The following is a 13,672-nucleotide window of genomic DNA, read 5'->3' on the forward strand; positions in this document are numbered from 1 at the left end:
AAACAGTGAGGAAGTCCCCACTGTTAACACCAGCCTTCATCACAGTTTTCAACATAGTGATCCACATTTTGCACTGGTTCTTCTTCTTTATAAAAACGATGGTTTTCATACATAAACCCTTTAGACATTTCACAAGTTTGCATTTTTCCATCCATTTTCATGTGACCAATCGGCTGATCGTCACAAAATAAGTGAATACAGTCTTCATCAAACTTTCCGTAAACATCTGCAGTAATATCTAATTTCGCCATCATTTCACTTCCTTTCGGTCAATTTTAATATAACCGAAAAAGAAATTTTCTATGATATGTGATTAATCTTCGCTAATCATTGTTTCATAAGCTTCAGCAGTCATAAGCTTATCAATTTCAGAAGGATCTGAAAGTTCAACAACGATCATCCAAGCTTTTTCATATGGAGATTCATTAACGAATTCTGGAGAATCTTCAAGGTTTTCGTTAATTTCCACTACTTTACCACTAACAGGTGCATAAAGCTCAGATACAGTTTTTACAGACTCAACACTTCCGAAAGGCTCATCTGCTTCAATATCGTCACCAATTTCAGGTAACTCTACGAATACAATGTCACCAAGCTCAGATTGTGCAAAATCAGTGATACCAATTGTTACTTTATTACCATCAACTTTTACCCACTCATGTTCTTCTGAATAACGTAAATCTTTAGGTGTGTTCATCGTAATCCCTCCACGTATGTAGTCATTTTTAAGAATATTCAAATATGATTTTATTTCAATTTCTATAGTAGTATATCCTGCTTAAGATGGCAAATTATGCTTTCCATTTTTCCGCAAAATTTTCTTCTTTAAATCCAACGGTTACATTTTTGTCATCTGTTACAATCGGTCGTTTCATTAACATCCCATCAGAAGCTAATATTTCAAGTAATTCTTCCTCGGAAGCTGTTCCTACTTTGTCCTTTAAGCCTAGTTCACGATATTTTTGACCACTTGTATTAAAAAACTTCTTCAACGGTAATCCACTTTTTTTATAAAGCTCCGTTAGTTGTGCTTTTGTTGGTGGATTTTCAACAATATGTATTTCATTATAATCTACATTATTATTTTCAAACCATTTTTTTGCGTTCCGACATGTACTACACTTCGGATAGCTATAAAAAGTTACTGCCATGGATGTCACACCTTTCTTTATCAATAATGCATTTATTATATCATTTTTTCATTTTGTTATTCACTTAAAAGAGATTGGGAATACAAAAAGAAGAGGCTGGGACAAAAGCTTTCTACTCATTGAAAAAAAACGAACTATTCAGATGTATATTCTGAATGAGTTCGTTTTTTATGTTGCTAACGAATAATATGATGCTCCGTCAAAATACTTCGCTTTCCACGGGCACGGCCTCAGCCTCCGCGTTCGTACCTCACTATGGGTCTTCGGACTCGTGCTTTTCCCGTAGGAGTCTACGTATTTTGACTACGATTACTTTCAATGTTCGGCTTTTGAATAGCCACTTTTGGTTTTGTCCCAGCCACTTTACTATTTCAAACTAAATATTTATTTGATTTTAAGAGTAATGAAGCAATTTCTCTTTTAGTGGATATGACATTCATCGGCTCATATCTTGTTAGTTTACGAAGTGCCGAAAGCATCATTCGCTTCATATCGCCTTCTTCTGTTGCCAAAATGATTTGTTTTGCAAATCGTTCGATTCGGTCCATTGATTCTTGGCAAAAGACTTCAGTATACTTTATTTTCAAGTCCGCATTTTCACCTTTATTTAATTCCTTTTCAGCACGTAGAAGGCAGGACTCCATTGCATAAATTTCACTAACAATGTCAGCGATGTTCGCCAGTACTTCTTGTTCTCTTTCTAGCTTTTCCCCATACTTTTGTACTGCTAATCCTGCTGCCATTAGGAATACTTTCTTTGACATCGATACAATCGCTTTCTCCCGTTCTAAAGGAGAATCTCCAGGTTGCTCTGGCATCATCATTAATAGTTCTTCTTGTAAGGCAGTTGCCTTTTCCATTAATGGTAATTCGCCTTTCATCGCTTTACGCATTATTGTAGCTGGAACGAGCAAACGATTAATTTCATTCGTCCCTTCAAAGATTCGATTTATCCGTGAGTTACGGTATATCGTCTCTACTTCATACTCGGACATAAAGCCGTAGCCACCGTGGATTTGCACCGCTTCATCAGCAACAAAATCGAGGGCTTCAGATGCAAACACTTTATTTAAGGAACATTCTAGCGCATAATCAGCGATTGCTTTAGCAGTTTCCTGTCCATCTTCTAGTTGTTCTTCACTTAAACGACTTAAGCTATCTTCAAAAAGGCCAACTGTCCGATAAACAGAACTTTCCGTTGCATACGTCTGAATCGCCATGTCTGCAAGCTTTTGTTGTATGATCGTAAACTTCGCAATCGGCAATTTAAATTGCTGTCTTTCATTTGCATATTGTGCGGATATTTCAATTGCTCGCTTGCAACCGCCGACACAGCCAACTGCTAGTTTATAACGACCAATATTTAAGATATTAAAGGCGATAATATGTCCTTTCCCTATTTCCCCTAGGACATTTTCTTTCGGGACAACGACATCTTCAAGGATTAGCGTTCTTGTTGACGACCCTTTAATTCCCATCTTCTTTTCTTCAGGTCCTGTAGAAACTCCTTGCAAATCTCTCTCGACGATAAATGCAGTAAATTTATCGCCATCTATTTTTGCATAAACAATGAAAACGTCAGCAAAACCTGCATTCGTAATCCACTGTTTTTCACCATTTAAGATATAGTGCGTTCCTTCATCATTTAATTTGGCTACTGTTTTTGCACCTAGTGCATCTGACCCTGACCCTGGCTCAGTTAGGGCATATGCAGCTATTTTTTCCCCACTCGCTAAATCTGGTAAATATTTTTTCTTTTGTGCTTCGTTACCGAAGAATACAATTGGCAGTGAGCCAATCCCAACATGAGCACCATAGCTTAGTGAAAAAGATCCTGCCAGTGCGAACTTTTCGGTAATGATTGACGAACTAATTTTATCTAAGTCAATTCCGCCATACTTTTCTGGAACATCTGCTCCAAGTAACCCAAGTTCTCCAGCCTTCTTTAAAAGCTTTAAGGATAAATCAAATTGATGGTTTTCAATCTCCTCTATATGTGGAGCTACATCTTTTTGTATATAATCTTCGGTCGTTTTGCCTATCATTTTATGTTCTTCAGTAAACTCTTCCGGAGTATATATTCTATCACTAGAAATATCTTCAACTAAGAAACTTCCACCTTTAATGACATTACTTTTTGTTTCAGCCATTTCCATTCCTCCCTCTTTCTCAAATTATGAAGGTAATAATTCAAACACTCCTGCTGCACCCATACCTCCACCAATACACATTGAAACTAAACCGAATTGAACATTTCTTCTTTTCATTTCATGAATAAGTGATAATGAAAGCTTCGTGCCAGTACAGCCGAGTGGATGACCTAATGCAATTGCCCCACCATTTACATTCACAATATTTTCATCTAAATTTAGTTCGCGCATAACTTGGATAGATTGAGATGCAAATGCTTCATTTAGTTCAATTAGCCCGATGTCCTCTAATTGCAAGCCAGCTAATTGCAAAGCTTTAGGGATTGCTTTCACTGGTCCAACGCCCATTATTTCTGGTGGAACACCCGCAACGGCAAACGAACGGAACTTCGCGATTGGTTTTAAGCCGATACCTTCTGCAAACGTTTTTTCCATGATTAATGTTGCTGCTGCACCGTCACTTGTCTGAGATGAATTCCCAGCAGTAACCGTCCCTTTTACATGGAAAGCAGGTTTTAATTTTGCTAATGCATGCATATTTGTATCTGGTCGAACCCCTTCATCAACAGAAACGACACGCTCTCTCTCAGTTAGTTTCCCGTCATTATTAAACGATCGTTCAATAACTGTTACCGGCACTATTTCTTCATTAAAAAGATTAGCAGCTATCGCTTTTGCCGCTTTTTGATGACTTCCGATGGCAAAAGCATCTTGCTCTTTTCGGGATATTTGATACCTTCTAGCAACCTCTTCTGCGGTATGCCCCATTCCCATATAGTACTCTGGCATTTCTTGTACAAGTGCTCTGTTTGGTTTAATGACATGGCCACCCATAGGAATTAAGCTCATCGTTTCCGTTCCACCAGCAATAATGGCATTTGCTTGACCGAGCATAATTCTTTCTGCACCGTAAGCAATTGTTTGTAAACCTGATGAACAATAACGATTGACAGTAACAGCTGGAACATCACTTTTTAGTCCGGCTCTCGCTCCAATCATTCTCGCAACATTTAACCCTTGTTCCGCTTCTGGAATTGCACAACCAATAATGAGATCATCAATCTTCCCATCATAGCCATCTGCTCTTTTTAAAGTTTCTCTGACGGCGATTGCTCCTAAATCATCCGGTCTCATATTGCGAAACGAACCTTTATTCGCCTTACCAACTGGCGTTCTACTTCCTGCAACTATGACTGCTTCTTTCATAGATTCTTCCCTCCTTACTCTAGTTTCTTAATGGTTTCCCTTTAACAAGCATATGGTGCATTCGTGCTTGTGTTTTCGGTTCACCTACTAAACTTACAAATGCTTCACGCTCTATATCTAATAAATATTGTTCATCTACTTCAGATCCTTCTGGGACATAACCACCAGCTATTACATACGCTAGCTTTTCAGCAATCTTTAAATCATGATCAGAAATGTAGCCAGAGTTGTGCATCGTTTTTGCCCCCATTAGCATGACAGCATATCCAGCTTCACCGACAACAGGTATTTTGTTTCGTTGTGGCGCCTGATATCCTGCCTCCACTAGAGAGAGTAGTTTACTTTTCGCATCATGGATTAAAAAATCATTGTTAAAACTTATGTCATCTCGTTCGCGAACATAGCCAAGCTTCCTCGCCTCATGACCCGACTTAGATACTTTCGCCATCGCGATTGTTTCAAACGTTTTATTAGCAGCTTCTTGGAGGAATGCTCCCGATTTTTTCGGCAAGTTTTCAATTTGTCGAATATAAAGTTCCTTATTTCCCCCACCACCAGGAATAATTCCAACACCTGTTTCGACAAGTCCCATATATGTTTCAACTGACACTTGCATACCAGCACAAGGTAAGGCAACTTCTGTTCCACCACCGAGCGTCATTCCGTAAGGTGCAGCAATAACTGGCTTTTCATTATATTTAACCTTCATTAGCGCGTTTTGAAATTGCCTCACGACTAAATCAATTTCAAAAAAGTTCATGTCTTGCGCTTCCATTAAGATCATCATAATATTTGCACCAACTGAGAAATTAGTGCCGTGGTTTCCAATTACTAAACCTTCATAGTTTTTATTTACTTCATCTAGTGATTTTGAAATCATTTGCATAATATCTAAGCCGATGGCATGGCTTTTTGTCGTAAACTGTAAGCAGGCAACACCATCTCCGATATCGACTAAATTTGCACCGGAATTTTTTTGGATGATTGGATTTCTTGTTAAGTAAACAATTTTCTTATTTTCTTTCTTTTGCTGCCATGTCCCCTCTGGAGATACGTGCTCTAATTGGCCATCTGTCTCACGGTAAAAAGAATTGTGACCATTAGCAAGCATTTCTTTTACCCATTTAGGAACGATAGCACCTTGTTCTTCCATTTTTGCAACAGACTTTGCAACACCTATTGCATCCCACGTTTCAAAAGGACCCATTTCCCAACCAAAGCCCCATTTCATCGCTTGGTCGATAGCTACAATATCGTCTGAAATTTCATTTACTTTTTTTGCCGAGTAAAGTAACGTCTGCATTAAAATATTCCATGTTAGCTGTCCAGCTCTGTCATCTGAGTAAATTAAAGCTCTTAACTTATCTTTTTTTGATCCGACCTTAGGTAAGTTTGCTTTTAACTTCTTTTGCGGCTCATACTCAAGTGTTTCAGGGTTTATTTCAAATATTTCTGAACCACTGTTTGATTTCTTTTTTAAATAAAAACCTTGACCTGATTTACTTCCGAGCCAATTATTTTCTACCATTTTTGTCATAAATGATGGCACATGAAATACTTCTTTTTCATCACCTTCAAGTGCTTCATACATGTTGTTAGCAACATGTAAAAATGTATCTAAGCCGACTACGTCAAGTGTTCGAAATGTTGCACTTTTTGGCCGACCTAATAGCGTCCCAGTGACAGAATCTACTTCACCGACAGAATAGCCGCCAGCAAGCATTTCTTGCACAGTAATCATTAAACCGTACGTTCCGATCCGATTTGCAATAAAGTTCGGTGTATCTTTACATATAACGACACCTTTTCCCAGGAAATTTTCTGCAAAATCCCTCATAAACTGAACTATTTCATGATCTGTGTCTTTTGTTGGAATAATTTCAAGAAGTTTCAAATATCGTGGTGGGTTAAAAAAATGTGTGCCTAAAAAATGTTTCTTAAAGCTTTCAGAGCGTCCATCAATCATTGCATTTACTGATATTCCCGACGTATTGGAACTAACAATCGCCGTTTCTTTTCGATACGCTTCAATATTTGCAAAGACTTTTTTCTTTATTTCCAGATTCTCAACAACCACTTCAATAATCCAGTCTGCATCTGCAAGCTTTTCCATATCGTCCTCAAGGTTGCCGACAGATATTAATGACACGTTTTCTTTTACTGTTAATGGTGCAGGATTTTGCTTTAATAATTTTTTCTTCGCATCATCCACAATTCTGTTCCGAACGCTTTTATCATCTAGTGTTAATCCTGCCTTTTTTTCTTCCGCTGATAATTCATTCGGTATGATATCTAGCAATAAAGTAGGAATTCCTGCATTTGCTAAATGAGCAGCAATACCCGATCCCATGACTCCCGAACCAATGACAGCTGCTTTTTTTATCGTTAAGGTCACCAGACACTCCTCCTTCACACAAAATGAATAGCCATTCATTTTTTATTCGGACTACTATTCCATACATATGAAGCAAGCTTCATATTTAGAAATAAAGATTGTAAAGGTTGGACAATTTAATTAATTTAATTTTTAAAACAAATAAAAAAGAGCTCGAAAATCAAGCTCTCCATTTCTAACTATTTCAACTGTCCAATATAAAGTAATTCATTTGGATCAGCATTGTCTAAATTACCATTCATGATGTTATTTAAGTCCTGTAACGCACTTTGCAAGGGAGTTACTTCCCCTTTTTGATTTGTAATTGGTTCTGCAATAAAAAACGGTTGTGTTAAGTACGCTTCTAAACGCACTCCTCTATAAAAAGTCTTTTTATCTTGCTCTGATAGCTTTTCCATTCCAAAAGCATTAATGAGAAAGCGCAGCTCACGATAACGGCGTAGTAGCTTTTTTGCTTTTTGCTGTGTGTCCATATGTATTTTATCGACATGCGCACCTTCTAAAGCAATGGAAGTAGAAAGAACGGGATTAATTGCAGGATAAATCCTCCGCGAAACTAATTCAGCATCAAATTGTAATAATGTATCTAAAGGTCCATAAGGTTCCTCTTCATCAACTGCATCTCCACGTGGATCTACAAGAAATGTAGTAATGGGCTGCAAGTTGCTCGCTTGTAACTTTTCTTGAAAAGAATATATCTCTCCTGTTAAAACAGTAGTACGGTCTGCCCCTAATAACACTTCTTTTTTCTTACCAATATTTTTAATGTAATCATACGCTTCATCTAATGATTTACATACATATTCCGCTTCATTTTCTACATCTTCCACACCAAGGCTGGCTTCCTTTGGCTTCACCCATACTGTTACAAATTTATCTTGTCTCATTCGATGAAAAATTTCGCCAAGTACTACTAGTTGTCCCATAGCAGGACGCGCTACAAAGCCTACCGTTCCTCCCTTAACAATTGGTGCAAAAACATCGATTAATTTAATTCCAGTTTCGATTATTTCTCCACCTTGCCCGCGAATTATTAATTCATCTAAACTACAATCCGCAAGTTCTGCAAGAGCTACTAATGTTTTCACTTCAGCTCGTTCGATTGGTATTTTTCCAGTAGTAAGGTTGGAAACCGTCGCTGGGCGAAGTCCAACTGCTTTCGCTGCAGATGTAATATTAGGCACTTTTCGCTTTAATAAAGCAACATTTAATTTAATATCATCCATTTTTTTCACTCCTAATCAGCCGTTACGTTACTTTTTATCGTAATACACCGTACGCTTCAATGCAAAATTAAAAAATCATTGTTCGGTGAGTTCTTGTTTTATTCTAATTTTGAAACTCAACTCGTTCATGTATAGCCCATTCGTTTTGATCTGGGTCATAGCGAAGGACATAAGATAAGTCGATATAATAGGTGATTCCTTCTCTTTCAGAAAAGTAGCTCTCTTTGACACTGACGACAGCACTATATTTTCCTTTAGCGTTAGAAAAAATTTGTGGAGGATTGTTTTTTATTTCGAAATTTACTAACTTCCAATTTAATCGCTTAATAGAGTTAAAGAAGATTTCAATATTACTATTAAACTCCTCTGTTATATTTTTAACTATGTTTAAGTCATGATTTTCTATCGCCTCTTCCCAACTGTTTAAAAATTTTATAAGCGATTCATTAATTTGTATAGCTACTGTGTCATTAACTGGGTCTATGCCAGCAAAAGTTTTCCACTCATGGTATGGCTTTCCTTCTGAAATGATAAACTCTTCTGTTTGAAAAGTTCCCCAAGGAAATTCTTTACTATAATAAATCGAAACAGAACCATCTAGCGGAATAGGATTAAGCGTTAACGCATTGTTTCCCACTTCGGCTTTCACTTCTTTTCCGTTTATGTAATAGGTGACATCCGACCAAACTGGCATTATATCAACACTACCTACTTTTAAATACTTTTTATATATTCTGTTTGCATCAACTTCTGATACATCCAGTTGGAAAGAGTGTGTAAACGATAAATAATCTGTCTCAAAGAACGCTTTAATAATATGAATTCCAGGCACAACAGGAATAGTTGTTTTTTTCTCATTTGGATTAATTTGAATTTCCTTTCCATTCTTAATCGTTATTTTCTTTAGACCTTCCGGGTAGGTTACTTCCATATAGTAAGGGTGAAAAACTAGAACATAGTTTTCAAAGAGGCCTAATTTAGTATCTTTAACTAATGAAAATAAATCATGCTTGCCTTCTTGTTTAATGGCCGAAATTATTTCATCTTGTAAACTATTATCTTTTATATATTGTAAAATTTCTTTTGTTGTTCCCTCATTTATAGAGAGATCTTTTTCACTCGAAAAAAGCAAGTCATTTAAGGCCTTTACATTCTCATTTTTTATTGCTTCTTCAAACTTGGAAATTGTTTCTTCTTTTCCATCATTAAAGGAAGTAAATAAAAAGAAAGAACAGAGTATTATTGCTAAAATTATGCTTGTCTTTATTTTCGGGCTATTTATATATGTACTAATCTTCATGGGAGCTCTCCTTTATTTCGAAAGAGAAAAAATTTAATTCCCCCTCATAATATTCCTTATATTACCATCATATAGAAGTCCTACTATTCCTTCAATGCAAAAGAAAAGAGCACAGCTATGCTGTGCTCTAAATAAAATTATATGAAATATAAATAAGGATAATTATACTAGAAATGACTGCAAGAATAATTACTAATGGTTTAGAAGCAGTAAAAGTTTGATTATTAATATCTCTTCGCTTCATTAAATAACTTATAGTGGCTAGAATGATAATACCTACACCTATTACGCCCGAAAATACACCAATAATAACTGCTATTAAATCACTTATTTTTGCTATTGAAGTACCCATAGTGAAGTGCAGATTTGAAAATAAAAAACCGACTCCTATAATTGCAATAGCTGTGCGGACCCAGGCTAAAAAAGTGCGCTCATTCGCCAAATGTTGTTGGATATATTTTGAATCTACGGTTGCCTTTTTCTCTTTCTCCATCCATCATCACCTCATATAACTAAAAAGGAGACTCGAATATAAGTCTCCTTCATTTATCTCTAGCTTACCAGTTCTTCCAATTCACCTGACTCTAAATGGAAAAGGTAGCCAACTACATCTACACCTTGTCCATACTTTTTGTAAATTGGATGATTTTTAACATTCTCCACTTGCTTTAAAACATTCAGTTTTGAAAGCTCTTCAGAAGTGAGATGTTCGTTGCCTTCTTTTTTTGCAAAACTTTCTTTAACTTTACTTAACCAATGAACTAATTCTTCTTCATCATTGTTATCCCAAGCTGCCGCTACACCGCCACAATTCGTATGCCCTTTAATGATTACTTTTTTCACTTTTAAATGAACAAGTGCATAATAAAGACCAGTTGCAAAACTTTCATCATCTTGCGAAACTTGATTAGCAACGTTACGATGAACGAATAAGTTTCCTAATGACATATTCGTCACAACAGATGGGCTCACGCGAGAGTCAGAACAAGCAAGGACAAAATAGTCTGGAGACTGTCCTTTACTTAGCTCATCAAAGTATTTCGAATCCTCTTACTTCATATTTTCTCTAAACACTTTATTACTTTTAATAATATCGCTCATGCAGTTAACCCCCTTTAGCGAATTGCCTCAATTGCTTGTTTTACACTAATAAAGCTAATTTTATCGCCATACTTTTTCGTCCAACCAGCTCTTTCAACAACTTCATGAACTGGGCGTTTCATTCCGGCAATAAAGAATTCAATGCCTGCATCTTCATATTGATGTACTAACTCTTCAAGTTCATGAATGGCTACTGCATCAATCGAGTTAACTGCTGTAAAGTCTAATAGAACTTTCTTTACAGATTTCTTCTCATTAATTGCAGTTCGTAATTTCTCTTCAAAGAACGCCATATTAGCGAAATAAAGTGATGCATCAAGTCGATAAATTAAAATGCCTTCATACGTTTTCGCATGTGGATAGTTTTTAATATTTTTATAAACATTTTCTTTTTCAAGATATCCAAGTTCTGCGGTATGAGGATATGCACTTCTCCAAATGAATAAAAGTAAAGATACTGCAACACCAACTAAAATTCCTTGCTCAATCCCGAGTGTAAGTGTTGCGATGAATGTAATTAACAATGTCCAGCCATCTGCTTTTTTCACTTTAAATAAATGTATTGCTTCTTTCACATCAATTAGTCCAAATACCGCAACCATAATAATTGCAGCTAATACTGCCTTCGGTAAGTAATAAAATAACGGTGTAAAGAACATTAAAGAAATAATTACAATTACTGCTGTAATAATTGTTGCAAGCCCCGTTCTCGCTCCTGCTTGGTAATTTACTGCTGAACGAGAGAAACCACCTGTGACAGGATAAGCTGAGAAAAATGAACCAATAATATTCGCTAATCCTAGACCGTTTAGTTCTTGATTTGAGTTAACTTTATATTTCTCTTTTGATGCAATTGCTTTTGCCACCGCGATAGATTCCATAAATCCGACAAATGAAATCGTTAAAGCTATCGGTAATAACGCCATAATCGCTTCAAGACTCATAGCTGGTAAGGAAAATTGCGGTAACCCCATTGGTACTTCTCCAACTATTTTTACTCCTTGATCTTTCAAGTTCAGAAAGCTGACAAGTAAAGTTCCTCCAACAACTACAACTAACGGTGCAGGAAACTTTTTCATTTTCATTTTAAAGAATAATAAGATTGCAATACTTGTGATACCAATAAGTAATGTAAGCACATTTGTGTCTGTAATATTTTTAGCAGCTTCACTTAACGTCAAAAAGACGGAACCTCGCGGAATGTCTATTCCTAGTAAATGTTTTAACTGACTTAAGCCAATAATTAATGCAGCTCCTGAAGTAAACCCACTAATTACTGCATGTGATAAAAAGTTAACTAAAAAGCCGAGGCGAAACAATCCCATTGCTAGTTGGATGACTCCGACCATTAATGCCAGTAACAGAGCTAAGGAAACAAATTCTTCTGTACCTGGGTCTGCTAATGCTGATACACCTGTAAATACGAGTAAAGAAACCATTGCTACAGGACCAACTGCTAATTGTCTTGAGGATCCAAACAATGCGTAAATGATTAGAGGAATTGTTGAAGCGTATAAACCGATTACTGGTGGTAATCCCGCAAGCATTGCGTATGCCATCCCTTGTGGTATTAACATAATAGCAACGATTAATCCAGCTGAGAAATCTCCTTTAAGATCTTGCTTTTGATAATTTTTTAGCCAGCCAAATGCTGGTATGAATTTTTTTAGCACGAGGAGCACTTCCTTTCAAACAATGAGTGAGAGGGTACAATCTTATCGTACCCTCTACCCTATATTTATTATCCTTTTTTTACCCAAAACTTTAGAACGCCATCTTCTTCAGTATCCTTTACTAATTCATGGCCGCCAGATTTTGTCCAAGCTGTTAAGTCATTCTTTGCACCTTTATCTGTTGCATGAATTTCTAAAATTTCACCTGTATTTAGTTCTTCAATTGCTTTCTTCGTTTTTACGATTGGCATTGGACATGCTAAGCCTTTTGCATCTAACACTTTTGTTGCTTCCATCATTAATGACCTCCTAAATTTTATTAACGTACCGCACAACGGTTTGGTCCGATTTCCATTTCACGTTGTTTTTCTGTGTCTGGGTTAATTTTCCCCATATTCGTTTCGCGAATTTCTTGATAAGCATTTGGTTGTGGTGGTAAGTTTTCTGTTACCATTTTTCTGAACTCATTCTCATCTTCAATATTTAATCCGTGGTTTTTCGCAAATAATGTTCCTAACTTTTCTGCAACAGTTCCATCTTCATTTAACTCGTCAATAATCATGAAATGTGCTGGCAGTACGATTAGTTCTTCTGAAAGTGCACGGTAGCGTTTGTATAATGATTCACGTAAGTCCGCTACCCAGTCTTCTGCTTTTCCTGCTAAATCAGGGCGACCGATTGAATCGATAAATAAAATGTCTCCAGATAATAAATAACTTTCATCGATTACAAATGATGTTGATCCAATTGTGTGACCTGGTGAGTATAGTGCATGAATATTAATCGTAGTGTTCCCTATTGTTACATCGTTACCATCTTCTAATGGTTCATATTCAAATACAACATCTGTTGCATCCTTCGGTGGTAACCAATATGTTGCACCTGTTTTTTCTGCAATGATACGTCCACCTGAGATGTGATCAGCGTGTAAGTGAGTATCAAATACGTGCGTCACTTTTAATCCTTTGCTTTCTGCAAAGTTTACATAAACATCAGCCATACGAGTAGAGTCAATAATTGCAGCTTCCCCATTTGAAACGACCATATAAGATAAGCAACCTTTACCGATACGTACGAATTGGAATAACTCGCCACCGTCCTTTAAGTCACCCACTTTAATTGGTTCTAAATGTTCACTCCATGCCTTCATTCCACCCTCTAAATAAGAAACATTTAAGCCTTTTTCTGCTAACATATCTGCAACCATCATTGATGACCCTTCTTTTGCACATACAACTAAAATTTCTTTGTCAGCTGGAATTTTATCCATAATACCTTCGACACCATCAAGTAATTCAAAATATGGAATGTTGTAGTAGTTAAAGTTTTCCCCTTCAATTTTCCAGTCTTTAAAATCACCTTCATTACGTACATCTAAAATGAATAATTCGTCTTTGTTAATTACCTTTTTCGTTACTTCTTTTGCAGTCATTGGTTTAATAGTCATATTCTTCTTACCCCCTACGGTAT

General features: G+C 36.5%; 13 protein-coding genes. All 13 read right to left on the bottom strand.

From position 1 onward, the window contains the following. Nucleotides 1-23: 23 nt before the first annotated feature. Nucleotides 24-254: a DUF2553 family protein gene (locus tag CIB95_RS14205; RefSeq protein WP_094926230.1), complete on the bottom strand. Its 231-nt coding sequence runs from the start codon at nt 252-254 to the stop codon at nt 24-26. Between the two features lie 59 nt (nt 255-313). Next, entirely contained in the window at nt 314-697 is a 384-nt protein-coding gene (gcvH, locus tag CIB95_RS14210) for a glycine cleavage system protein GcvH (RefSeq protein ID WP_094926232.1), read from the bottom strand. 94 nt (nt 698-791) lie between these two features. Continuing rightward, complete coding sequence (locus CIB95_RS14215) at nt 792-1,151, bottom strand: arsenate reductase family protein (RefSeq protein ID WP_094926234.1); 360 nt, start codon at nt 1,149-1,151, stop codon at nt 792-794. Nucleotides 1,152-1,522: 371 nt separating this feature from the next. Beyond that, complete coding sequence (locus tag CIB95_RS14225) at nt 1,523-3,301, bottom strand: acyl-CoA dehydrogenase family protein (protein WP_094926237.1); 1,779 nt, start codon at nt 3,299-3,301, stop codon at nt 1,523-1,525. 24 nt (nt 3,302-3,325) lie between these two features. Further along, nucleotides 3,326-4,507, bottom strand: coding sequence for an acetyl-CoA C-acetyltransferase (locus CIB95_RS14230; RefSeq protein ID WP_094926239.1), 1,182 nt, complete (start codon nt 4,505-4,507; stop codon nt 3,326-3,328). Between the two features lie 19 nt (nt 4,508-4,526). Beyond that, a complete protein-coding gene (locus CIB95_RS14235) occupies nt 4,527-6,857 on the bottom strand; it encodes a 3-hydroxyacyl-CoA dehydrogenase/enoyl-CoA hydratase family protein (protein ID WP_233144158.1) in 2,331 nt (776 codons plus the stop codon). Nucleotides 6,858-7,081: 224 nt separating this feature from the next. Next, complete coding sequence (locus CIB95_RS14240) at nt 7,082-8,128, bottom strand: ATP synthase beta subunit C-terminal domain-containing protein (protein WP_094926243.1); 1,047 nt, start codon at nt 8,126-8,128, stop codon at nt 7,082-7,084. Between the two features lie 103 nt (nt 8,129-8,231). Continuing rightward, nucleotides 8,232-9,428, bottom strand: a complete 1,197-nt coding sequence (locus CIB95_RS14245) for a TcaA 3rd/4th domain-containing protein (RefSeq protein ID WP_094926245.1) — start codon at nt 9,426-9,428, stop codon at nt 8,232-8,234. 127 nt (nt 9,429-9,555) lie between these two features. Further along, nucleotides 9,556-9,921 (bottom strand): YidH family protein, encoded by a 366-nt coding sequence (locus tag CIB95_RS14250; protein WP_094926246.1) that lies wholly within the window; start codon nt 9,919-9,921, stop codon nt 9,556-9,558. A 59-nt stretch (nt 9,922-9,980) separates the two neighbouring features. Further along, entirely contained in the window at nt 9,981-10,376 is a 396-nt protein-coding gene (locus tag CIB95_RS14255) for a carbonic anhydrase (protein WP_233144152.1), read from the bottom strand. A gap of 167 nt (nt 10,377-10,543) precedes the next feature. Continuing rightward, nucleotides 10,544-12,202, bottom strand: coding sequence for a SulP family inorganic anion transporter (locus CIB95_RS14260; protein WP_094926248.1), 1,659 nt, complete (start codon nt 12,200-12,202; stop codon nt 10,544-10,546). A gap of 68 nt (nt 12,203-12,270) precedes the next feature. Then, nucleotides 12,271-12,498 carry a sulfurtransferase TusA family protein gene (locus CIB95_RS14265; protein ID WP_094926325.1) on the bottom strand — a complete coding sequence of 76 codons (228 nt, stop codon included), beginning with the start codon at nt 12,496-12,498 and terminating at the stop codon, nt 12,271-12,273. A 23-nt stretch (nt 12,499-12,521) separates the two neighbouring features. Further along, nucleotides 12,522-13,649 carry an MBL fold metallo-hydrolase gene (locus CIB95_RS14270; protein WP_094926250.1) on the bottom strand — a complete coding sequence of 376 codons (1,128 nt, stop codon included), beginning with the start codon at nt 13,647-13,649 and terminating at the stop codon, nt 12,522-12,524. Between the last annotated feature and the right edge of the window lie 23 nt (nt 13,650-13,672).

Source organism: Lottiidibacillus patelloidae, from assembly GCF_002262935.1.
GTDB lineage: Bacteria > Bacillota > Bacilli > Bacillales > SA5d-4 > Lottiidibacillus > Lottiidibacillus patelloidae.